Raw genomic sequence first — 22,611 nt, 5'->3', positions numbered from 1 at the left:
TGGGCCCGCCTTGCGCTATGATCAGATCAGGTGCCTGATTTCACTTTGGTCCAGAGACGTGTCACCACCCGCTGGGTCTTTGCCGGATAAGGTGTGGTGATGTAGAGGTTCTGCATGGTCGCATCATCCGGATAGATCGCCGGATCACCGATCACGTCCTCTTCAAGAAACTCCTGCGAGGCCTTGTTGCCGTTGGCGTAGTACACATAGTTCGACGCCGCAGCCATGTTGTTGGCATCCAGGATAAAGTTCAGGAACTGGTGCGCGCCTTCGGGGTTTGGTGCGTCGACCGGAATAGCCATCTGGTCAAACCACATCAGCGAGCCTTCCGCAAAGGGATGGTATTCAATGTCCACGCCGTTATCCGCTTCCGCCGCACGGTCGCGTGCCTGCAAGATGTCGCCCGACCAGCCGACAGCAACGCAGATATCACCATTGGCGAGCGCATTGATGTATTCCGAACTATGGAATTTCTGAACATACGGGCGCACACTGGTCAGAATTTCTTCGGTTTTCCCAATTACATCCGTGTCGTGGCTGTCAGGGTCTTCGCCGATATACTGCAGCACCATCGGAATGATCTCAGACGGTGCGTCGAGGAAATGCACCCCACACGAGGCCAGCTTTTCCATGTTCTCGGGCTTGAGCACCAGATCCATGCTGTTAAGCGCAACATCGTCGCCCAGCACTTCTTTGACCTTGCCGACATTCAACCCGATACCTGTCGTGCCCCACATATAGTTGATCGAGTAGGCGTTGTTGGGGTCATACCCTGCAGTTCGTTCCTGGATCACATCCCATAGGTTGCCTGCATTCGACAGCTTGGCGGCATCCAGTTCCTGGAATGCGCCGGCCTGGATCTGGCGTTGTAGGAACGTGCCTGAAGGCACAACCACATCATAGCCTGACCCACCGGCCAGCATTTTTGTTTCCAGAACCTCGTTGCTGTCGAACACATCGTAGATCAGGGTTAGCCCTGTTTCTTCTTCGAATTTGCTCAGCAGATCTTCGTCGATGTAGTCGGACCAGTTATAGACGCGCACTTCTTCAGCAAACGCGGCCGAAGTCCCCAATGCGACGATCGCTGTCATCCCCAGCGTTTTCAGTTTCATATTTTTCTCCCTGCAACTGTGCGGCCATTTTGACCTTTTTTTGCATTTGATCAAGTTTTGCGTTTCATGGCGGTTTCACCTATGGTCGGAATAGGTGAAGATTCTGGCAAGACAGAAACACTTGGATTGGGGCAAACCTTTTGGATTTGATCAAAAATAAAGCAGATACACCTCCGGTAGATGAAGAAAAACGCCCAGCGCACGAACAGGTCTATCGGACACTGAAATCCCAGATTCTGTTTGGCGATCTTGTGCCCGGGCAGCCGGTCACGATCCAGGGCCTGACTGATTCGCTTGGTGTCGGCATGACTCCGGTGCGCGAGGCGATACGCCGTCTGATTTCCGACGGCGCGCTCATTTTTCAGGGCAATCGTCGCGTGAGCGTCCCGCTGCTTTCAGCCAACGACATCGAGCAGATGATTTTCGCAAGAATTTCAATAGAAACAGAGCTTTCCAGGCGATCCACAAAGAACATATCTATAACCGAGATCGACTATCTTGAGCAGCTGGATCAACGATTGGACAATATGATCGCGGATGGGGACGTAGGGGGTTACCTGCGTTTGAACCACGCCTTTCACCAATCTCTGTATTCCCATGCGGACGCTCCGATACTTGTTGATCTAGCCGAACGGCTATGGCTACGATTCGGCCCTTCGTTGCGCATCGTTTGCGGTCGCTTCGGCACTCAAAGCCTGCCCGACAGACACAAAGACATTATTGCCGCGCTACGTGAGCGAGATGCAGAAAAGGCCGCGTTAGCAACAGCGCAGGACATTGAGCAGGGTATGGGAATGATGGGCGATGCTTTGCCAAGCACCTAGAAACCAGCGATTCGATTGACAGCATAAAATTTGATCATATTCTATCTGGCAACGACGCTTGCTGGAGAATCCGAGATGTCCACCATCACCAATCACATGCCCACTGCCGAATTGCAGGCGCTGGACGCAGCACACCATTTGCATCCTTTTTCAACCAATGAGGCGCTGGCAGACGAAGGTGTCAGGGTCATCACCCGTGCCAAGGGCGTCTATCTGACCGATAGCGAAGGTCATGAAATTCTGGATGGTATGGCCGGATTGTGGTGCGTAAATATCGGATATGGCCGCAACGAACTGGCTGATGCAGCCGCACGTCAAATGCGCGAGCTGCCGTATTATAATACTTTCTTCAAGACGACCCATACGCCCGCCATTGCGCTGGCTGCAAAACTGGCTGAGCTTGCGCCAGGTGATCTGAACCATGTCTTCTTTGCCGGAAGCGGGTCCGAGGCCAACGACACCAACATCCGTCTAGTGCGCACCTATTGGGCCGAAAAAGGTCAGCCGGACAAGAACATCATCATCAGCCGCAAGAATGCCTATCACGGTTCTTCTGTTGGATCGGCGTCGTTGGGTGGCATGGCAGGAATGCATGCGCAGGGCGGCATTCCAATCCCGAATGTCCACCATATCAACCAGCCGAACTGGTGGGCGGAAGGCGGCGATATGAGCCCCGAGGAATTCGGCCTTGCCCGCGCGCGCGAGCTGGAAGAAGCCATTCAGGAACTGGGCGAAGATCGCGTCGCTGCCTTCATCGCCGAACCTGTGCAGGGCGCAGGCGGCGTGATAATCGCACCCGACACATATTGGCCTGAAATTCAGCGCATCTGCGACAAGTACGATATACTGCTGATCGCGGATGAGGTGATCTGCGGGTTTGGCCGAACCGGCAACTGGTTTGGCTCGCAAACCGTCGGGATCAAACCGCATATCATGACAATCGCCAAGGGCCTTAGCTCAGGCTATGCACCTATTGGCGGATCGATCGTCTGCGACGAAGTCGCCCGTGTCATCAGCGCCACCGAGTTCAACCATGGCTACACCTATTCCGGCCACCCGGTTGCCGCAGCAGTTGCGCTCGAAAATCTGCGCATCCTCGAAGAAGAAAACGTCGTCGATCATGTGCGCAACGTGGCCGCGCCCTATATGAAAAAGAAATGGGACGCATTGGTCGAGCATCCGCTGGTCGGAGAGGCAAAGATCGCAGGCTTGATGGGGTCCATCGCATTAACGCCTGAAAAGGCAAGCCGAGCCAAGTTCGCATCAGATCCCGGCACGATCGGATATATCTGCCGCGAACATTGCTTCAAAAACAATCTGATCATGCGTCATGTGGATGACCGCTTGGTCATCTCTCCGCCGCTGGTCATTACCCCGGCCGAAATCGACGAGATGTTCGTGCGCATTCAAAAATCGTTGGATGATGCGTTGGTTGAAATCAACGAAAAAGGTCTGATGAAGCCTGCGTCCTGATCATTAGATCATGGGCGACCCAAGTGGGCCGCCCTAATTATCAGCGCATCCTTTCCAGCAGGCCGAGCGACGGGTATCCATCCGGGATCAACCCCTGAGCAACCTGAAACGCGCGCACCGCGTTAATCGTATTTGGCCCGGTGCGCCCATCGATCCCTTGTGTATCGAAGCCCGCCTGAGTCAGCCGACGCTGTAGTTCTTTCTTTTCAGTAAAGCTCAATACGCGATCGCCACGCGGCCAATCGGCCTCAAACGGAGAGCCTCCTGCAAGCCGGTCGGACAGATGCCCGATGCCGATCACATAGGCATCGGCGCCGTTGTAGGCCTCGATCACTTTGAAATTATTGAAGATCATCAGGGCGACACCCCGACCACCCGCCGGTAACAAGATTGCTGCTTGCCCGTGATCGGGCACTGCCTTGCCCGAGTAAGCAAGAACCCCACGGGCCGCCCATTCCGACGGCATCAGAGTGAAATCTCGCCGCGCATTGGCGTAGTCAAAGTCGGATGGTAGTTGCACTTCGACCCCCCAAGGTTGGCCTTTGGTCCACCCATGTTTTGCCAAATAAGAAGCGGCTGATGCTAAGGCATCAGTTGGATTATCCGACCAGATCTCGCGACGCCCATCTCCATCGAAATCAACCGCGTAATCAAGAAACGAGGTCGGCATGAACTGTGTATGCCCCATCGCCCCAGCCCAACTGCCTACCATATTCTCAGGGTCGACATCCCCTGCTTGCAGTATCTGCAACGCGGCGATCAGCTGTCCCTCAAAAAAGCTTGCACGTCGAGCATCAAAGGCCAAAGTCGCCAGCGACCGAATGGTTTGCTTGCTTCCTCGGTAGGTGCCGAACGAAGTCTCAAGACCCCAGATCGCGGTCACGACCTCTTTTTCGACGCCGTACCGGGCTTCGATCCGGGTCAAAATCTCTCGGTGCTTGTCTAGTCCAACGCGACCGTTGGAAATCCGCGTTTTTGAAACCGCTCCGTCCAGATATTCCCAGATCGGTTTGGAAAACTCCGCCTGATTGCGATCGCGTTTGATGATGTCACTGTCATAGGTCACCCCAGCCAACGCCCGATCCAGCGTATTGACCGAGATGCCCTGCTCTTGCGCCCGCTTGCGAAATGCCCCCAGCCAAGCCTGAAATCGGGCATTCCCGTCTGCCGATACCCGTTGCACCTCGACCTTTGGCCGCAGCACGGGCCGTACCGAGACCGTCACGTCCGCCGAGGCCAGTTGCACATTGTCGACCAAAGGTCGGGCCAGAGGCCGTATCGAATTGTCTGTTGTATCCGCCTGCACGATGGATGCCCATAATGCGGCGGTCATAACGCCACCTACACACTTACGCATTCCGTTTTATCCTGATTACTGCTCGGAGCCGATGATAGCGCACAATCGGGATTTCTCAAAACGCAGAACGTCAGGTTTCGTGATCCTGTTCCTCACGTTCCGCGCGAATACGGGCAATGGCATCACGCAAAAGCGATACGCGATTGGGTCGAAAGCTATCCTCGGTCACATCCATGCCCTGCATACGATCCAGCCGAAACACTCGGAAATCCTGGCGCAAGTGACACCAGCTGAGCAGTACGCTGGCGCGATCCATATATACGATGCTCAGCGGATTGACCCGACGCCGGGTATCCGCGCCTTTGGCATCGGTATAGGCGAACTCGATCACGCGTTCATCCCATGCGGCTTGGCGTAGAATGGCGACGTCAATTGTTGGCACCGCTGGTCTGTCAAATCGCGTGGCGGTCAAAACGGCGTGGCTCAATCGGTGCGACTGGCGCTGCGGCAATCGGCCCTGCAGCTTGCGTAAGGCTGCGCTTGCAGCATCCGACAGCGCCGGGTCTCCGATCAATTGCACCTCGCGCAAGCCCAACACCAGCGCTTCGAGCTCGTCATTGGTGAAACCCAACGGCGGTAGGGTCGCATCCTCGATTAGGGTGAACCCGAACCCGGCCTCTCCGTCGATTATCGCCCCGAGGCCACGCAATGCATCGATATCCCGGTGCACTGTGCGCGGCGAAACGCCTAAATCCTGCGCCAATTGAACCGACGTTCTGGGCGAGGGGCCAGATCGTAGGGCCTGCATCAACTGAAAAAGACGAGCGGTGCGGGACATAGTATATTCTACTCTAAATCTAATGTCAGAATCTGTCATCAGTCCGGCGTATCCATCAGGCGTCCCAACTATGGAGCTGATGATGCTGACCCTTCTCACCTTCCCCTCTGCCTTTGGCCTGTTCAGCGCCAGCCCATTCTGCGTGAAAACGGCCCTGATGCTTCAAAACGCGGGCCTGCGCTGGCAACGGTCCGATCTGCTGGACCCGCGCAAGATGCCGCACCAGAAATTGCCGGTTCTGCGCACGCCTGAACGTCTGATTCCGGACAGCGACCTGATCCGCGACTGGCTTGAGGCTCAGGGGGCAGATTTCGATGCTGGCCTGACCGACCTGCAAAAAGCCCAGTCCCGCGCGCTGATCCGCATGGCCGAGGAACATCTGTACTTCCATGTCGTGCAGGACCGTTGGGCCAATGATGAGGTTTGGCCAATTCTGCGCGATACATTCTTTACCGTCATTCCCGCACTGATCCGCAAGCCGGTTTCGAATTCAATCCGGAAATCCGTTCTCAAGGGGCTCGCGTTTCAAGGTGTATCCCGCTTTTCGCCCGTCGAACGACAAGACCGGCTGGAGCGCGACTTTGAGGCGATCTCGACCTATCTTTGGCAATCGCCCTACCTGATGGGAGAGAAACCTACCTCGGCGGACATGAGCGTTGGTCCAATGTTGGCGGCGATGCGCGCGACACCATCAGACACCCCCCTGACCCGTCGGATTAAACAAGATAAGCTGCTCAACAGCTATATCGACCGAATGGAGCAGGCGATCCCGCTATCATGACAGCCTTTGAGGACAAAAAAGTCGCTGCAGCCTATGAGGCGCTTCCGGAAGAGACGCGCAATGGGGCACTAGCGCTGCGCGAGTTGATCTTCGAAACTGCGGCCTCGCTGCCACACGTTCAGCCTCTGGAAGAAGCGTTGCGGTGGGGCCAGCCCGCCTATCTGGCGCCCAAAGGCTCGACGATTCGTTTGGGCGGACACAAGGCGGCTTGCTTTGCGTTGTTCGTACACTGCCAAAGCCGACTGATGGGGGATTTTACTTCCGCCTTTCCTGGTGAGGATCGGATCGACGGCAATCGCGCGATTCTGTTCGACCGGCCCGATCAGATTGATCCTACGCGCCATGGCTGGCTGATTGCGCGCGCGCTTACTTATCACCTCTGACGGCGTTTGCGTTCGACCTTGCGCTTGATCTTGTCCTTCTTGCGTTTGGTGCTGGCGGCCTTGCGCCGCGTTCCGCGCTTGGCGGGGCCACGGCCGCGCGGCAGCGCCTGATCATCGATGGACAACAACTCCAATTCCAATCCGCCCGTCACCGGCGTCGCCTCGGTCAACCGCACCGTGACACGCTGGCCAATGGCGATGATCAGCCCGGTGTCCGAGCCCATCAGCGTCCCGGCTTCTCGGTCGAAATGGAAAAACTCTCGCCCCAGAGAACGCACTGGAACCAGACCGTCCGCTCCGGTCTCGTCCATCTTCACGAAGGCGCCGAACCGGGCAATACCGCTGACCCGGCCAGAAAACTCATTGCCGACCCCCTCGCTGAGATAGGCCGCCAGATAGCGATCAGTCGTATCGCGCTCGGCCATCATCGAGCGGCGCTCGGTATCCGAGATATGGGTCGCCGTTTCTTCCAACCGTGCAATCTCATCCTCGGTCAATCCGTCCTTGCCCCAGCCATGGGCTGAGATCAGCGCGCGATGCACGATCAGATCAGCATAGCGCCGGATGGGAGAAGTGAAATGCGCATAGTTCCGCAGAGCCAGCCCAAAATGGCCGAAATTTTCGGGGTTGTAATAGGCCTGCGCCATCGACCGCAGGGTCGTCAGGTTGATCAGTTCCGCATCCTCGGTACCAGCAGCAGCGTTTAGCAGCGCGTTCAAATGTCGGGTCTGCAATACCTGTCCTTTGGCGAGATTTAGTCCCGCCGCCTGCGCCGTCTCTCTCAGGCTTTCCAGCTTTTCAGGCGCGGGCTCTTCGTGGACGCGGAACAGTAGCGGGCGGCGTTTGGCGATCAGGGTCTCGGCAGCGGCGACATTGGCGAGGATCATGAATTCCTCGATCAGCTTGTGCGCATCCAGCCGGTCACGGAACGCGACGCTGGTCACCTCTCCCGCATCGCTGAGTACGATTTTGCGCTCAGACAGGTCCAGTTCCAGCGGCTGCCGCACGGAACGTGCCTTTTTCAGCGCAGCAAAGGCGGCGTAAAGCGGATTCAGCACCGTATCCAACAGCGGCCCGGTGCGGTCGTTCGGGTTGCCGTCGATGGCCTCCTGCACCTCGGTATAATTCAGCGAGGCGGCAGAGCGCATCAGGCCGCGCACGAACCGGTGGCCGATCTTGTTGCCTTCGGCATCAATCTGCATCCGAACCGCGATACAAGCGCGCGGGACGCCTTCGTGCAGGGAGCATAGATCGCCGGACAGGCGATCCGGCAGCATCGGCACTACGCGGTCCGGGAAGTAACTGGAGTTGCCTCGCTTGCGTGCCTCGCGATCCAGAGCCGTACCGGGTTTCACATAGGCGGCGACGTCAGCGATGGCGACCCAGATCACATGGCCACCCGGGTTCTTGGGATCGTCATCGGCATGGGCATAGCAGGCGTCGTCGTGGTCCCGTGCATCCGCAGGATCGATGGTCAGCAACGGCATATCCCGCAGGTCTTCACGCCCTTTCAGTCCAACGGGTTTGGCCTTGTCGGCTTCTTCGATCACCTTGTCCGGGAAATCGTCGGGAATACCGTGTTGGTGGATGGCGATCAATGAGACAGCCTTGGGCGCGGTCGGATCGCCGAGCCGTTCAACAATACGCGCACGCGGCAGGCCCATGCGGTTCTTGGGTCCGGCCTGTTCGGCCTCAACCAACTCACCGTCCTTGGCGCCCAGAACGGCCCCGTCCGCGACCAGCCATTCTGTCTGACCAGCCTTGTCGATGGGCACGATCCGTCCGCCCTCGGCCCCTTTGCGAAAAATGCCGACGATCTTGCGCGGGTTGGTGCCGATGCGGCGGATCAAGCGGGCTTCGTAATTGTGATCTTCCTCATGCACCACGGTCAGGCGGGCCAGAATGCGGTCACCCTCACCCAGCGCCGGATCGCTGGCACGCGTGACGAGCAGAACGATGGGCTCAACCCCCTCGCCGTGCCATTCCAACGGGCGCGCAAACAGGTCGCCATCTACGTTGGGAGCCTTTACCTGCAACACGCTGACCGGCGGCAGACGATCCGGATCACGATAGCTGCGCTTGCGCTTTTCCAGATGGCCTTCGGCCTCAAGCTCTTTCAGGATGCGCTTCAGGTCGATCCGATCCGCGCCCTTGATGCCAAAAGCCTTGGCGATATCACGTTTCGAGGTCAGGGTAGGGTTCGCCGAGATCCAGTCGAGGACCTCTTGCTTGGTCGGAATGCGTGTCATGAGTTTGGCCTAGCACGGGCATGCGACCGCGTCATGGTCAAAAAGCGGTGCATGATGTCAGCCGTGCAGATCGGCCACGGTATCCACATCGCTCAGGTGATCCAGCAACGTTACTCGGCACCCGCGAACCGAATTCAGTGTGTCTTTCAACGCGTGTTCCGTTGACCAGCGCACATCGCGGAATAACCCCGAAGGCAACGCGCCATAACGCTGAGCACCAACCAACCAATAGCCGCCATCCGGGGATGGCCCGAACACCATCTCAGCCCGGCCCAACGCGCGAAAGGCCCGCGCAATGTGACCCCTTGTGATGCCCGGAATATCCGCACCGATCAGGCACACCGGACCATCGGGAGCACCGCGCAACATCCGCCCCATACGGTCGCCCAGATCTCCGCGCCCCTGAGGCTTCCGGGGTAAATCAACAGGCCAGACCCGACTGTTCATTCCCTCCCTATCCGGAGAGACCGCCAGTACAATCTGCCAGCGCGGATCACGCAGATGCCGGATCAGAGATCGCGTTTGATGCCGAAACCACCAAGCAGCCCCAACCATGCCGATATCGCGCCCCAAACGGGTCTTGACCCGCCCTGGACGTGGCTCTTTCACCATGATGACCAGCGTTTTCTGCATGGATCAGGCGAAGTAGTCCATCAGAATACGGGTGTAGATCGCCTTGAGTTGATGAATTTGCGCCATTTCGACACATTCATCGACCTGATGCATGGTGTGCCCGACCAGACCAAACTCGACCACCGGGCAATGATCTTTGATGAAGCGGGCATCCGAGGTCCCGCCGGTGGTCGAAAGCGCGGGGCGGATATTGGTTTCTGCCTTAACAGCATGAGCTACCAGATCAGACAATGCCCCCGGAGGGGTCAGAAAGCTTTCACCCGAAATCTTGATCCGGGTCTCGACATCGACGCCAAACGCCTCGGCAACGGTGTCTGCCTCGGATTGCAACCAATCGCTCAAACTGGCCCCGGAATGCAGGTCATTGAACCGGATGTTCACTGTCCCAGAACATTGCGCCGGGATCACATTTGTCGCCGGATTACCGGTGTCGATCGTGACAACCGCCAAGGTCGAGGCGTCAAAGTGGTCGGTACCCTGATCCAGTTCGTGGCTGGCCAGCCGATCCATGAGCCGTGCCATCGCGGGCACCGGGTTCTTCGCCCGATGCGGATAGGCCGAATGCCCCTGCACTCCGCTCACAGTGAACCACGCAGTCATCGAACCGCGCCGGCCGATCTTCATCATTTCGCCCATCGTGTTCGGGCAAGTGGGTTCTCCCACCAGACAAACCGACATCCGCTCATCCGTTGCGGCCATGTGATCCAGTAAAGCAACCGTGCCATCCAGCGCGTCGCCTTCTTCATCACCTGTGATCGTCAGGATCACCGCCCCAACCGGGGGCGTATCGCGCACAAAGTCAATGGCCGCCGCCGCAAAGGCCGCCACGCCCGATTTCATATCCGTCGCGCCCCTGCCGTACATCACCCCGTCCCGGACCTCGGCGCCAAAGGGGGGCATGGTCCAGGCTGCTTCATCCCCTACCGGAACCACATCCGTATGACCATTAAAGCCAAAGCTGCGCGCGTGACCCTTCTGCCCCCACCGGGCGAAGAGGTTGCAGATTCCACCACGATCTACGCGAGTGCAATAAAATCCGGCCTCCTCCAGCACTTGCTGCAGCAAGACCAAAGCCCCGCCTTCATCGGGTGTGACCGATGGGCAACGGATCAGATTTGCTGTCAGCTCAACTGGATCGGTCATATTGGGCCTCTTGTCCTTAGGGGTGCCTATGTTCGTGCACAGATTCAACGAATTGCCCGGATTGCCAACCCCGAATAGTCGAATTCCGAGACCGAATGCCCAAGCGGCTTGATTTTGCACCCCAACAAAACATGAGCGTTGACCCAGCGGCTGCCTTGCCGCGCTGCCCTTAAGTGAGTTAGAGGGCCGCGAAACAGGTGATTCCACATGAAGCGTGTCTTCTTCGCATTGATCTGCCTGACTTTCGCGACTCTTGCGCAGCAAAGCCAGGCCCAGTCTCTTACGGTTACAACGGTAACCCGTCCTCCGTTCTCATTTGTCGAGGACGGTGCCCAGACCGGTTTCTCGATGGATCTTCTGGCGGCACTGTCTGAATCGCTCGGCTGGAAATACTCGATCAACCGCGTCGAGACATTTGGAGAAATGTTGGGCGCGGTTCAGGATGGCTCTGCCGATCTGGCGATCGCTAATATATCGATCACCGCCTTGCGCGAAACCCGAATGGATTTCACACAACCGATATTTGAGGCCGGATTACAGATCATGGTCCCGTCAGAGGCCGCTCGCCAGCCATCGCTGTTGCACGCTTTGCTGTCTCGGGAATTGTTCATCGCCATCGGGCTGGCCTTTGCGATCCTGCTTGGTGGCGGCATGCTGATGTGGAGTTTTGAGAAACGCGCGCAGCCCTACTTTGATCGCAAATTGAATGAGGCGTGGTTCCCGTCGTTCTGGTGGGCCCTCAACCTGGTGGTGAACGGTGGCTTTGAAGAGCGGATGCCGCGCACCCCGTTTGGCCGCCTGTTGGGTGTAGTACTGGTGGTGTCATCCCTATTCATCGTCTCCGTTTTCACGGCCCGGATCACCTCGGTGATGACGGTGGACGCAATCACCGGCAGCGTCAATTCGGTCAACGACCTTTACGGCAAACAGGTCGGGACGATTTCCGATTCAACCGCCGCCAGTTTCCTGAACCGGCGCGAGATCGACTATACCGGCTATGGCGATCTGCAGGACATGCTGAACGCGTTTGAGAATAAGGATTTGGATGCGGTCGTTTTCGACGCTCCGATCCTGTCCTATTATGCCAGCCACGAAGGGCGCAGAATGGCGACAATGACCGGGGGCATCTTCCTGCGTGAAAACTATGGGATCGCATTTCCAACCGGATCGCCATTGGTCGAAGACGTCAATCAGGCGCTGCTGTCCCTGCGCGAAGACGGCACCTATGACGAAATCTATCGCAAGTGGTTCGGGGTGAGAAACTAAGCAGTTTCCTCGTCGCCGAAGAATGGTGTCATCTGTGCCACGATAACCGCGTTTTCATCCAGCGCCCGTTGCATCAATGCCCGCTCATCCGGATCGATATCATGCCCTTGCGCCTCACGCTCGGCCAAGGTGCCATAGCCGGTGACATCCAGAGGTGCAGTATCGGCCTGCTTCAGGATCGCTACTGTCTCGCGCACGGCTTCGGCCTCGTCCACGCCGCTGGCAAAACACATCAACGCCGCCCCGGTCGCGCCTTCGGGCAGGCCGTCGCCATCTTTGCGACCAATCTGAACCAACAACGTATAGACTTGCTGGCGCGAAGGTTTTTTCTGCTTTTCCATAGTGCCCGCAATACGCTGGCCCGATGGCACGGTCAACTCAGTCGCAGGTGCTGGCGTATAGGTGGTCCAACAGCATCTGCGCTGCCACGCGCTGCGTGTCGCGCCATTCCGCCCGGGGTCGCAATGGCATCACAGCATCCGTATTGAAATAAATTGCGGACATACCCGCTGCCACGGCTTGGACCCCTTGCACATTGGCAGCAGGCAGTTCGTTCATGATTTCAGCAGCGATCCTTGCCTCGAAGTCATAGACAAACCCAAGCAAGGGTTCTCGCAAATCCGCGTGTCTTTCTGAGGCTGCGACCAAAGCAGCAAACACCGCGGCACTTTCCGAAGAATAGGTGCCGCGTCCGAACAAAGCGTCCAGCATCGCTGCAACCCGATCAGTGCACGGCAGAGTGTCGAAGAGCGCCTCAACCTGATCCGCGAAGACTTTCAGGACGTGATCCAGCAGCTTGCGAACCATCTCATCCCGGTTGCCCAGATAGTGGCGTAGCAATGGCCGCCCGACGCCTGCCTCTTCTGATATGCGCGCCAGGGTCGAGCCATCCAGCCCATACCGCGCGACACAACGCATAAATGCGTTCAGGATTTGCTCGGATCTGGCGTCTTTCATACTGGGACGGGGCATCAGAATCCGTTCGCAACTGGTGGAAAAACATCCGCTAGAACGTAGAGAACGCCCAAACCGGTCCACAAACCCGTCAGCGACCAGAACAGTGCCGGATCTGTCGCGCGGTTTATCGGTTCGATCAAGAAGGCCTGCCCCGAGCGCACCGCCAAGAGCCCCCAAAATATGAACAACAGACCCCAAAGGCCGTAATACCCGGCGAAGGTCGAGACAAGAAGCGCCGCCAGAATTAGCAGTGTCATCCACCTTTGATTCCTCAGGGTTTGAATAAAAGTCATCCTGCCTCCAAGCGGGTTCAGAAAAATCTTAAGGTGAAATCTGGACATTCGAAGGTTTATTGTCAATATTGATGATTATCATTTTTGACAATAAATGGACTCGACAATGCCGCCTGACGCACTTCCGGATCAACCCAAGCAACAACTGCCGCGTGAGGCATATGTCTCGGACAGTTGGTATGAGGCCGAACAGAAAACCCTGTTCAGCAAGTGCTGGAGTTTTGCCGGCGTGACTATGGATTTCACCGAACCCGGCGATTTTAGGACAATTCAGGCCGGAGCCTACGCTCTGATCGTCATAAGGGACGCAAATGGCGACTTGCGCGCCTTCCACAACCAATGCCGCCATCGCGGAACCGAGTTGCTGGAAGGCTGTGGCAACGCAGGCAAAACCATTGTCTGCCCTTATCACAACTGGGTCTACAATCTGGATGGCGCTTTGCGCGGAGTACCAGCCCAGCGCGAGTGCTTTCCGGACCTGGACAAGAAGGCAACCGCGTTGTTCGGTGCCTCAGTCGGTGTCTTCCGCAACCTTGTTTTTGTTCACCCAGAACCGGATCAGAGCTTTGACGCGTGGCTTGGCGATCTGGCTCAAATACCTTGGCCTCATGATCTGGCATCAAGCGAGCTACAAGAGAACCCCGACGACGTGGTCTATGAGATCAACTGCAATTGGAAGGTCTTCTTTGAAAATGCAATCGACGGCTATCATCTGGCCTATCTGCACAAAGACACGTTGGGCGGGCCAACCCATGACAAGAATCTTTGGGAGGTTTTTGGCCACAACATGGTCTGGTGGTCGACCGAGCGCGAAGGCGTCAAGCATCGTATCCCTCAGTTTGTTGAAAACTCGGCCAAAGGGTCCGGCCTGAAAACGGTACGGAATGCCGAAACGCCGGGCTATGGCGGGGTCTACATGCTGTTTCCGACCACGATCCTGACGCCAAACCCCTGGGGGTTTTCGATATCGACCATGGAACCGGTCGACGCCAACACAACTCTGCTGCGGGTCAGAAACTGGTCGCCTAAAGGCTGGTTCACCTATACGCATCGCGCGGCGGACATACCCGGATACGACCCGGAATCCGGTCGGATCAAATCCTCTCACTGGACCCAGCACCCACTGGAGACGGGGGATTTTCAGACCGAGGATGTCTGGGTGTGCGAAAAGATGCAGCGCGCCCTTCAATCGCCCCGATATCAAGTCGGCCCTCTGGCCAAAGGGGCCGGAGGTGAGGCGGCGATTGATTTCTTTCAGCAAACAGTGCTGGAGTTCATGCCAAAATAAGAAAGGCCGCAGAGCATGCACTCTGCGGCCTATTCAAACTGAAACGACGGGATCAGTCGCGCAGTAGCTCATTGATCCCAGTTTTCGAACGGGTCTTTTCATCGACGCGTTTCACGATGACCGCGCAATACAGGCTTACATTGTTCTTGGACGGCATCGAGCCCGCAACAACCACCGAATAGGGCGGAACCTCGCCATACATGACTTCACCGGTTTCGCGATCTACGATCTTGGTGGATTTACCGATGAATACGCCCATGCCCAGAACCGAACCCTCGCGGACGATGCAGCCTTCGACCACTTCCGAACGCGCACCGATAAAGCAGTTGTCCTCGATAATGGTCGGACCGGCCTGCATCGGCTCCAGTACGCCTCCAATGCCGACGCCGCCCGACAAGTGCACGTTCTTGCCGATCTGCGCGCAGGAACCAACGGTGGCCCAGGTATCAACCATCGTGCCTTCATCGACATAAGCGCCAAGGTTCACGAACGAGGGCATCAGCACCACACCAGGTGCGACATAGGCCGACTTGCGGACCACACAGTTTGGCACGGCGCGGAACCCTGCCGCGCGCCACTGGTTCTCTCCCCAGCCGGCGAACTTGCTGTCGACCTTATCCCACCAGCCGCCGTCTTGCGGGCCTCCGGTCTGGATTTCCATGTCCTTGATGCGGAACCCCAGCAGAACTGCTTTTTTCGCCCACTGGTTCACGTGCCAATCACCACTGTCGAGCTTTTCAGCCACCCGCAGCGAACCGCTGTCCAGCGCGCTCAGCGTGTCTTCGATTGCTTCTCGTTGCTCGCCGGTGGTCGCAGGGGTGATTGTGTCACGTACTTCCCAGGCGGCTTCGATGGCGGCTTCCAGTTGCGCATTGGACATGGGGCGTCTCCCTAGAGAATCTGTTCACGTTGATGTGGCCTATACGCAAGCGAGACCCATGGCGCAATGCGACGCGGATACCTCGGTTTGCGTCAATCATCGGTAAGTGCGCTGAGTGCGGCAAACATATCCCGGTCATTTTGGGTTCCGGCATTGGGTGCAGTCAGCAACACATCGCCGTAGAAAACCGAATTTGCACCAGCCAGAAAGCACAATGCCTGCTCGGCAGTTGAAAAGTCCGACCGTCCTGCCGACAGGCGCACCCGTGTTTGCGGCATGGTGATCCGCGCGGTCGCAACCATGCGCACCAGATCAAAAATGCCTACTTTTTCTAGATGCGCCAGTGGCGTGCCTTTGATCGGGATCAGCGCGTTTATCGGTACGCTTTCGGGATGCGGGTCAAAATTCGCAAGGACCTGCAACAGCGAGGCACGATCCCGCAGGCTTTCACCCATACCGATAATGCCGCCGCAACACAGATCAATACCTTCGTCCCGGCAATAGCTGAGGGTCTCAAGACGATCCTGATAGGTACGAGTTCCAATAATCTCGCCATAGAATTCCGGCGAAGTATCCAGGTTATGATTGTACGCCGTAAGTCCCGCCTCGGCCAGTCGTTTGGCCTGATGTGGCTTGAGCATGCCCAGTGTGACGCAAGCCTCCATGCCCAGATCACGCACGCCCCGCACCATGTCCAGCACATTGTCGAATTCTTCGCCGTCGCGCACCTGACGCCATGCAGCACCCATGCAAAACCGTTCAGCCCCCGCATCGCGCGCCCGTTTGGCAAGCGAGATGACATGCGCAGGGTTCATGAGCTTTTCCTTGGTCAGCTCGACCTCGCGATGATGGGCGGATTGCGGGCAATAGGCGCAATCCTCGGGACAGCTTCCGGTTTTTATCGACAGCAGGCTGGCTTTTTGGATGTCGTTTGGATCGTGATACGTCCGGTGAATTACATTTGCGCGACCTACCAGATCCAACAGTGGGAGGCGCATCAGCGCCTCCACTTCATCCACGGTCCAATCGCTGCGGATATCTTGCCCGGTATCAAGCATTTGGCTGCGGCCCACGGATTTTCTGCATCAGACCCGTCGGCAGGCCAATCACGAGAACGGCTGCCAATGCAATCTTCACGAGATCACCCAGAATGAAAGGGCTGAAACCGTAAACCAGAACCTTGTCTGCAGGCACGAACTGAGCCAACCAACCCAGACCCAGCGCATAGGTCACCGCAAGTCCAGCCAGCATCGCCGGAACCAGAAACAGTTTGCGCAGATTGTCCGCGGCCCATCCAACCATGACCGAGGCGACCACGAAACCCAGCAAATAACCTCCGGTTCCGCCCATCATATAGGCCAGCCCGATGCCTTTTTCGGGCGTTCCGGCAAACACCGGCAAACCCACTGCCCCGGCGACCATGTAACCAATCACCGTTGCAGAACCGAGACGCAGCCCAAATGCCGCGGCGATAGCCATGACAGCGGCGACTTGAAGGGTCATGGGCACAGGCCAAAATGGCACCTGGACTTTTGCACTGGCGGTCAAAAGAAGAATACCCCACGCGACACGAAGGATCTGACCCGCAGGGGTTATTACTCCGGCGGCCGGGAGGGTGGATTGCAGAGTAGCTTTCATCGTCTTGCTCCTTTTATAGATAATATTTCATTGACTCGAAATTGATCATCATTTTTATCTATTAAAAATCAAGTCAAATCTTCTGAGAAGGCACAGATTGTCGTTTCAAAGGCAGAAAGTATCAGCTTGCACGACGGATATGGCGCACAAGTATCGAGGTTGCGGCGGAAACGTCTTTACTCTTCAGCGCCTGAATGATCGCAGCGTGATCCGTATCGACGCGCTGCACCCATTTGGGCCGCCAATGTGCAAACAGGTGCCTGGCACTGGCAATGTGCAGATCATCGACAGCATGCAAAAGACGGGGCAACCCGCAAGGTGTCAGGATGGCACGATGAAAGACCCTGTTCCGCGCCTCCCATTGAGGCATGTTTTCAGCCTGATCACATGCCTTTCGCGCATCATCAGCCACTTTCAGAGCAGCTGGCGTCATATTTTGCACGGAATGCTGCATCGCCAGCGTTTCCAGCGCGACACGCATTTCGATCACCTCACGCACTTCGGCAGGGTCCAACGCGGTGACGCGCATGCCCTTTCGCGGTTCGCTTTTGGCCAATCCATGCGCCTCAAGCCGCAGCAGTGCTTCGCGCACCGGCACATGGCTGGTCTCAAAGTCGCGCGCGATATGGTCCTGACGCAGCTTTTCACCGGCAGGAAGATCGCCGGTGATGATTTTCTGGCTCAGGGCATTATAGATTGTGTCGGCAATGGTCGCGGTCATTAATTATAGATAAAATCCATGAACAACATCTACAAGCCGTATTCTCAACCTGTTAGCGGATCTGGCGCGATGTTCCCGCCGCAAATCAGCACTGCGACACGCTCACCCGGCTCCGGCTGGTAAGCGCCCGAAATCAGTGCGGCAAGCGCAGCAGCCCCTGCCGGTTCAACCAGTATTCGATGCGTCTGCCACAGAGCATTCTGGGCTTGCGATATCGCATCGTCAGAAACCAGAACCGAACTCATGCCTTGGGCCAGCCGAAAGCAAATATCACCAATTCTCCGTGCGCCCAGTGCGTTCGCTGCGATGCCCGAAACGGAAACATCAACCGGTTCGCCCGTAGCCAACGCCGCATTCAGCGCGCAAGAGGTTTCCGGTTCGACCGCCACGACTTTGCGCGCACCCTGAAACCATGCCAAAGCTCCGGCAATCAGCCCACCGCCGCCCACGGCCACCAATACTGTGTCCGCCTGCAAGCCCTGCGCGTCCCATTCAGCAAAACATGTCCCCTGCCCTGCCACCGTCGCTGGCGCATCATAGGCATGGATTTGCATGGCGCCGGTGCTTTCCTCATGCGCCTGCGCCATGGTCAGTGCATTGGCGTATTCACCCGAAACAACACTCAGATCAGCCCCGATCCGCTTGATCAGCGCAATCTTGGAGGGACCTGCAAGTTCGGGCACAAAAATCTTCGCTGGATAGCCCAGTGATTGCGCGGCATAAGCCGCTGCCGCACCGTGGTTGCCACCGGAAGCCGCCACGACGCCTGCCGCAGGCACATCCATGCTGAGCAGGGTATTGAACGCCCCGCGCGCTTTGAAGCTGCCGGTGTGCTGCATATGTTCAAGCTTCATTTCAATCGGATAGCCCGGAATATGGCTTTCCATCACCGGTGTGACCTGCGCGTGTCCGGCAATGCGATCCCGCGCTGCCAATATTTCACTTTTCCAATCCATTCTTGTCTTTCCGTGACTGGCACTCTGCCCGCGAACCCTATAGCTGTTTTGGAAACACGCAAGCAGGGAACCCCGTTAATGAGAGAAGATCGCCTCAGCCCGTTTCGCGACGCACAGACCGACCGCTCGACCGCAAGCGAGGTACCAGATACCCCGCAGACGCGGTCTTCGGCCTATCGCCTTGCCTTCGCTGATGATGACTTCCTGTGCCGGGATGAGCTGCGCCCCGTACGACTGCAGCTGGAGCTGCTGAAGCCCGAGATGATCATGACAGAGCGTGAGATCACCTCGACCATCGTCATGTTCGGTGGCGCGCGCATTCCGGAACCCGCTCAGAAACACACGGCGCGGACCGAGACCTTGGCCGGGCTGTCGAAATACTACGATGAAGCGCGTGAGTTTGCGCGGCTGATGACCGAGAAGTCAAATCAGACAGGCTGCCGCGAAAATGTGATCGTCACCGGTGGCGGCCCCGGCGTGATGGAGGCGGGTAACCGTGGTGCACAGGATGCGGGCGGGTGTTCGATCGGCCTGAACATCGTGCTTCCGCACGAGCAGGCTCCGAACCTATACGTGACGCCTGATCTCAGCTTTAACTTCCACTATTTCGCCATCCGCAAGATGCACTTCCTGATGCGCGCCCGCGCCATCACCATCTTCCCCGGTGGCTTCGGCACCATGGATGAGCTGTTCGAATCCCTGACCTTGATCCAGACCGGCCGCATGGATCGCGTCCCTTTCCTGCTGTTCGGGCGTGAGTTCTGGGAGAAGGTTATCAACTGGGAGGCTCTGGCTGATGCGGGCACCATCTCGGACGAAGATCTTGACCTGTTCCGCTTTGTCGACACCGCGCAAGAGGCGGTCGAGATCATCGAGAATTGGGAACCCGCGCCCCCACGCGATGAAATACCGGGGCGCTGAGCCATGAGCCCGAAGACCGGCGAAATGTTGCACTTGCGCGGGAATGCCCTGAACAAGGGCGAGCCTGTGGCCCTGCCGCTGACCCAAAGCAGCATGTACCATCTGCCCGGTGCGCCGGATGGGCATGCCAGCTATGGCCGGGTCGACAACCCGACCTGGGTGCATCTGGAACACGTTCTGTCGCATCTCGAAGATGCACCCTGCCTCAGCTTTCCTTCGGGTATGGGTGCGATTTCGGCGGCCTTGTTTGCGACGGTCCAAGCCGGGTCGCGGCTGCTGATCCCGTCCGACGGGTATTATGTGACGCGCCTTTTGGCTGATCGGTTCCTGTCAAATCTGGGCGTCTCGGTTATCGAACGCCCAACCACCGACTTTGCCGAAGGTGGCTTTGATGAATTCGATGTGGTGTTTCTGGAAAGCCCCTCGAACCCCGGTTTGGACATGCTTGATCTGCCAGTAATCGCCGAGGCCGTGCGCGAGGCCGGCGGCATCACCATCGCCGACAACACAACGATGACCCCATTGGGCCTGCGCCCACTGGACCTTGGCATCGATGTGGTTGTGAGTTCAGACACCAAAGCGATGGGTGGGCATTCGGACCTGTTGATGGGTCATTTAGCCAGCCGCAATCCGCAAATCATGGAGCGAGTTGAGGAATGGCGCCGCGTCTCCGGTGCGATCCCGGGGCCACATGAAGCGTGGTTGCTACATCGGGGTTTGGAGACTCTGGATGTGCGGTTTGATCGGATGTGTAGCTCAGCACAAATACTGGCTGAACGGCTGGCGGCGCACCCGGCCGTGAAACAGATCCGCTATCCCGGACTGACCGATGATCCGGCGCACACATTGGCGACGGCTCAAACCACGCGCTTCGGGTTTCTGCTAAGCATCACGCTTGAGACCGAGAACAAAGCCGAACAGTTCATCAACAGCTGCCCACTGCTGCGTCCGGCTACATCCTTCGGCGGCGTCCACAGTTCGGCCGAGCGGCGCGCCCGTTGGGGGGATGCTGTCGATCCTGCTTTCATCCGCCTGTCCGTGGGGTGCGAACCGGTGGACGAGTTGTGGCAGGCCATCGAGGCCAGTTTAGACGCGATATGACTATTTCTTAGGGTCGCGCAGTTCGGGAAACACGTAGATCGGCAGCACAATACTGCCGATCAGAGCGCCCAACCATACCAGCAAGGTTGCGGCCAACAGATTTGAGATACCGCCAATGGTCAGACCGGATGTGATCAGATCGGTGACCAGAAGGCCAACAAAGGTCACGATCAAGGCAATTCCGCCCTTCAGCGCCGGTGCCTTCTTTTCCCCCAGCTTCAGGATCAGCGGTTCGGCTATCACCTGGACCAGGGTGAACACGACTACCACCACGATGAAGGAAATCGGTCGGATCGCAAACTCTGACAGCAGCAAACTGGCCAACAACAGCCCGATGGCGTTCCCAGCCAGCAATGCCAGCACCGATTTGAGCCTGCGCGTCATGGGGTGATCTCCGTCAATGATCAATCTGAAACATCTTAATATTAGCAGAGCTTGACAGATTTACGAGACAATTTAGCCGCCTCTTCTTTTTGACCTGTTGAAATCAATTGATAAAATACCTTCATCAAGGCCAAACCCCACATCGACGAGAGGCAAGATGAGCGACGACCCCTATTCCGTACTTGGCGTCGCCAAAGACGCTAGCGATGCCGAGATCAAGAAAGCCTATCGGAAGATCGCCAAAGAATGCCACCCGGACCTCAAGCCGGGCGATGCCGAGGCAGAGGCCAAGTTCAAAGCCGCTGCTGCTGCTTATGACCTGCTGAAAGACCCCGAGACGCGCAAACGCTACGACAATGGCGAAATTGATGCGTCGGGTCAGGAACGTCCGCAGCAGCAGTATTATCGCGAATATGCCGAGGCTGCTGGCAACCCTTATCGCGGTCACGCGGCTGAACAGGACGATATGTCCGACATCTTTGCCGAATTCATGCGCGGGCGGGGTGGATATGGACAGCGCACGCAGGAGTTCCATGCACCGGGCCACAACCTGAACTACTCGCTGCAGATCAGCTTTCTTGACGCCGTTTTCGGAGCCAGCCAGAAATTGACCCTGCCAGATGGGAACCGGATTGAAGTGAAGATACCTGCGGGTATCACGACCGGGCAAACCATCCGCCTGCGTGGCAAAGGGGCCCCGGGGTACGGCGATGGGCCTCCCGGCGATGCGCTTGTGACGATCTCGGTTGCGGATCACCCGGTGTTCGACCGTCAGGGCGATGACATCCACATCACGCTGCCCATCACCATTGATGAGGCCGTTCTGGGTGGCAAGGTTCCCGCCCCCACCATCGACGGTGGCGTCAATGTCAGTGTCCCAGCGGGGACCAGCAGCGGCAAAACCCTGCGCCTGCGTGGCAAAGGGGTCAAGAAACGCGGCTCGTCCGAGCGGGGCGATCAGTTCATTGAACTGACCGTCGCAATGCCAGACAAGGTAGACGATGAATTGAAGCACTTCATGGAGACATGGCGCGAAACCCACGGCTATGATCCGCGCAAAGGAATGCCGTCATGAGCCGCACATTGACCGAAGCCGAACTGATCGACGCCATCGCCCGCCTGACTTCGGATCGCCTGACCGAATATCTGGCCGCTGAGATCGTGATCCCCGAGCAATCGGAGCAAGGGCTGCGATACCAGCGTATCGACGTTGCTCGTCTGGAACTGGCATGCGAACTGCATGACCAGTACGACATGGAGGCCGATGCACTATCGATGATGATCTCTCTGATCGACCAGATGCATGGGCTGCGCGCCGAACTGCGCGAGGTTTTGAACGCGGTCGAGGCGCAACCGGAACCGGTTCGCCAACAACTGATCGAAGTAATCGGAACAGCGCGATTCCGTCGCAGTTAACGGGGTTTTGGGAGCCGGGATTTTGGCGTAGAAGGCGCCCTTGATCCTTAGCCCGGT

General features: G+C 57.4%; 25 protein-coding genes. 10 read left to right on the top strand and 15 right to left on the bottom strand.

The genetic code is table 11. The annotated features are described in order from the left end of the window. Positions 1-26: 26 nt before the first annotated feature. The gene (locus tag ACR0AY_RS16670) at positions 27-1,112 is read right to left on the bottom strand and encodes a polyamine ABC transporter substrate-binding protein (protein ID WP_170508945.1); all 1,086 of its coding nucleotides are present in this window, start codon (positions 1,110-1,112) and stop codon (positions 27-29) included. 140 nt (positions 1,113-1,252) lie between these two features. Here ACR0AY_RS16670 and ACR0AY_RS16665 point away from each other — a divergent pair, with 140 nt between their 5' ends. Both ACR0AY_RS16665 and ACR0AY_RS16660 read left to right on the top strand, forming a co-directional pair. After that, positions 1,253-1,936, top strand: coding sequence for a GntR family transcriptional regulator (locus ACR0AY_RS16665; protein WP_170406782.1), 684 nt, complete (start codon positions 1,253-1,255; stop codon positions 1,934-1,936). Positions 1,937-2,011: 75 nt separating this feature from the next. Further along, positions 2,012-3,409, top strand: coding sequence for an aspartate aminotransferase family protein (locus ACR0AY_RS16660; RefSeq protein ID WP_170514882.1), 1,398 nt, complete (start codon positions 2,012-2,014; stop codon positions 3,407-3,409). 40 nt (positions 3,410-3,449) lie between these two features. On the opposite strand, the gene ACR0AY_RS16655 is transcribed toward ACR0AY_RS16660, so the two are convergent. Together ACR0AY_RS16655 and ACR0AY_RS16650 are read right to left on the bottom strand one after the other, a co-directional pair. Beyond that, positions 3,450-4,766, bottom strand: a complete 1,317-nt coding sequence (locus ACR0AY_RS16655) for a lytic murein transglycosylase (RefSeq protein WP_170514885.1) — start codon at positions 4,764-4,766, stop codon at positions 3,450-3,452. A 70-nt stretch (positions 4,767-4,836) separates the two neighbouring features. Further along, positions 4,837-5,544 carry a helix-turn-helix transcriptional regulator gene (locus tag ACR0AY_RS16650; RefSeq protein ID WP_170514888.1) on the bottom strand — a complete coding sequence of 236 codons (708 nt, stop codon included), beginning with the start codon at positions 5,542-5,544 and terminating at the stop codon, positions 4,837-4,839. An 82-nt stretch (positions 5,545-5,626) separates the two neighbouring features. On the opposite strand from ACR0AY_RS16650, the gene ACR0AY_RS16645 reads away from it, so the two are divergent. Both ACR0AY_RS16645 and ACR0AY_RS16640 read left to right on the top strand, forming a co-directional pair. Further along, positions 5,627-6,325, top strand: coding sequence for a glutathione S-transferase family protein (locus tag ACR0AY_RS16645; RefSeq protein WP_480454437.1), 699 nt, complete (start codon positions 5,627-5,629; stop codon positions 6,323-6,325). Continuing rightward, on the top strand, positions 6,322-6,708 hold the full coding sequence (locus tag ACR0AY_RS16640) for a DUF1801 domain-containing protein (RefSeq protein ID WP_170399008.1): 387 nt from the start codon (positions 6,322-6,324) through the stop codon (positions 6,706-6,708). Before ACR0AY_RS16645 ends, ACR0AY_RS16640 begins: the two co-directional genes overlap by 4 nt. Here the strand turns inward: ACR0AY_RS16640 and rnr are convergent. From rnr to dapE, 3 genes are read right to left on the bottom strand one after another with little or no spacing between them, the layout of a single operon-like run. After that, positions 6,699-8,957, bottom strand: a complete 2,259-nt coding sequence (gene rnr / locus ACR0AY_RS16635; RefSeq protein WP_480454435.1) for a ribonuclease R — start codon at positions 8,955-8,957, stop codon at positions 6,699-6,701. The genes ACR0AY_RS16640 and rnr overlap by 10 nt on opposite strands. A gap of 57 nt (positions 8,958-9,014) precedes the next feature. Next, complete coding sequence (locus tag ACR0AY_RS16630) at positions 9,015-9,590, bottom strand: TIGR04282 family arsenosugar biosynthesis glycosyltransferase (protein WP_480454433.1); 576 nt, start codon at positions 9,588-9,590, stop codon at positions 9,015-9,017. Between the two features lie 3 nt (positions 9,591-9,593). Beyond that, on the bottom strand, positions 9,594-10,733 hold the full coding sequence (gene dapE / locus ACR0AY_RS16625; RefSeq protein WP_480454431.1) for a succinyl-diaminopimelate desuccinylase: 1,140 nt from the start codon (positions 10,731-10,733) through the stop codon (positions 9,594-9,596). A 207-nt stretch (positions 10,734-10,940) separates the two neighbouring features. On the opposite strand from dapE, the gene ACR0AY_RS16620 reads away from it, so the two are divergent. Further along, entirely contained in the window at positions 10,941-11,999 is a 1,059-nt protein-coding gene (locus ACR0AY_RS16620) for a transporter substrate-binding domain-containing protein (protein ID WP_170514903.1), read from the top strand. On the opposite strand, the gene ACR0AY_RS16615 is transcribed toward ACR0AY_RS16620, so the two are convergent. Genes ACR0AY_RS16615 through ACR0AY_RS16605 form a run of 3 tightly spaced genes read right to left on the bottom strand, consistent with a single transcriptional unit; the run spans position 11,996 to position 13,213 of the window. Continuing rightward, positions 11,996-12,340 carry a hypothetical protein gene (locus tag ACR0AY_RS16615; RefSeq protein WP_170399025.1) on the bottom strand — a complete coding sequence of 115 codons (345 nt, stop codon included), beginning with the start codon at positions 12,338-12,340 and terminating at the stop codon, positions 11,996-11,998. The genes ACR0AY_RS16620 and ACR0AY_RS16615 overlap by 4 nt on opposite strands. 37 nt (positions 12,341-12,377) lie before the next feature. Further along, complete coding sequence (locus ACR0AY_RS16610; protein ID WP_170514906.1) at positions 12,378-12,971, bottom strand: TetR/AcrR family transcriptional regulator; 594 nt, start codon at positions 12,969-12,971, stop codon at positions 12,378-12,380. After that, positions 12,971-13,213 (bottom strand): hypothetical protein, encoded by a 243-nt coding sequence (locus ACR0AY_RS16605; protein WP_480454429.1) that lies wholly within the window; start codon positions 13,211-13,213, stop codon positions 12,971-12,973. Before ACR0AY_RS16605 ends, ACR0AY_RS16610 begins: the two co-directional genes overlap by 1 nt. Before the next feature lie 130 nt (positions 13,214-13,343). Here ACR0AY_RS16605 and ACR0AY_RS16600 point away from each other — a divergent pair, with 130 nt between their 5' ends. Beyond that, positions 13,344-14,537, top strand: coding sequence for an aromatic ring-hydroxylating oxygenase subunit alpha (locus ACR0AY_RS16600; protein ID WP_480454428.1), 1,194 nt, complete (start codon positions 13,344-13,346; stop codon positions 14,535-14,537). 52 nt (positions 14,538-14,589) lie between these two features. Here the strand turns inward: ACR0AY_RS16600 and dapD are convergent, their stop codons facing one another. From dapD to ACR0AY_RS16575, 5 genes are all read right to left on the bottom strand, one after another. After that, entirely contained in the window at positions 14,590-15,417 is an 828-nt protein-coding gene (dapD, locus tag ACR0AY_RS16595; RefSeq protein WP_170399035.1) for a 2,3,4,5-tetrahydropyridine-2,6-dicarboxylate N-succinyltransferase, read from the bottom strand. 92 nt (positions 15,418-15,509) lie between these two features. After that, positions 15,510-16,475: a biotin synthase BioB gene (gene bioB / locus ACR0AY_RS16590; protein WP_170514958.1), complete on the bottom strand. Its 966-nt coding sequence runs from the start codon at positions 16,473-16,475 to the stop codon at positions 15,510-15,512. Next, positions 16,468-16,995, bottom strand: coding sequence for a biotin transporter BioY (locus tag ACR0AY_RS16585; protein ID WP_480454467.1), 528 nt, complete (start codon positions 16,993-16,995; stop codon positions 16,468-16,470). Before ACR0AY_RS16585 ends, bioB begins: the two co-directional genes overlap by 8 nt. Positions 16,996-17,176: 181 nt before the next feature. Next, on the bottom strand, positions 17,177-17,776 hold the full coding sequence (locus ACR0AY_RS16580; protein ID WP_170425930.1) for a GntR family transcriptional regulator: 600 nt from the start codon (positions 17,774-17,776) through the stop codon (positions 17,177-17,179). Positions 17,777-17,820: 44 nt separating this feature from the next. After that, entirely contained in the window at positions 17,821-18,732 is a 912-nt protein-coding gene (locus ACR0AY_RS16575; protein ID WP_170514917.1) for a threonine/serine dehydratase, read from the bottom strand. Between the two features lie 78 nt (positions 18,733-18,810). Between ACR0AY_RS16575 and ACR0AY_RS16570 the strand changes: the two genes are divergently transcribed. Then, on the top strand, positions 18,811-19,653 hold the full coding sequence (locus tag ACR0AY_RS16570) for an LOG family protein (RefSeq protein WP_170399048.1): 843 nt from the start codon (positions 18,811-18,813) through the stop codon (positions 19,651-19,653). Positions 19,654-19,656: 3 nt separating this feature from the next. Then, a complete protein-coding gene (locus tag ACR0AY_RS16565; RefSeq protein ID WP_170514920.1) occupies positions 19,657-20,754 on the top strand; it encodes a cystathionine gamma-lyase in 1,098 nt (365 codons plus the stop codon). On the opposite strand, the gene ACR0AY_RS16560 is transcribed toward ACR0AY_RS16565, so the two are convergent. Further along, positions 20,755-21,138, bottom strand: a complete 384-nt coding sequence (locus tag ACR0AY_RS16560; RefSeq protein ID WP_170399056.1) for a hypothetical protein — start codon at positions 21,136-21,138, stop codon at positions 20,755-20,757. It abuts the gene before it with no gap. Between the two features lie 157 nt (positions 21,139-21,295). Between ACR0AY_RS16560 and ACR0AY_RS16555 the strand changes: the two genes are divergently transcribed. Together ACR0AY_RS16555 and ACR0AY_RS16550 are read left to right on the top strand one after the other, a co-directional pair. Then, positions 21,296-22,213 (top strand): DnaJ C-terminal domain-containing protein, encoded by a 918-nt coding sequence (locus tag ACR0AY_RS16555; RefSeq protein WP_170399059.1) that lies wholly within the window; start codon positions 21,296-21,298, stop codon positions 22,211-22,213. Beyond that, positions 22,210-22,554 (top strand): hypothetical protein, encoded by a 345-nt coding sequence (locus tag ACR0AY_RS16550; RefSeq protein ID WP_170406831.1) that lies wholly within the window; start codon positions 22,210-22,212, stop codon positions 22,552-22,554. The genes ACR0AY_RS16555 and ACR0AY_RS16550 overlap by 4 nt, the downstream gene beginning before the upstream one ends. Positions 22,555-22,611: the final 57 nt, after the last annotated feature.

Source organism: Ruegeria sp. A5 (assembly GCF_056543005.1).
Note: the sequence above shows the minus strand (reverse complement) of the source record. Positions and strands in the feature narration are given on the sequence as shown.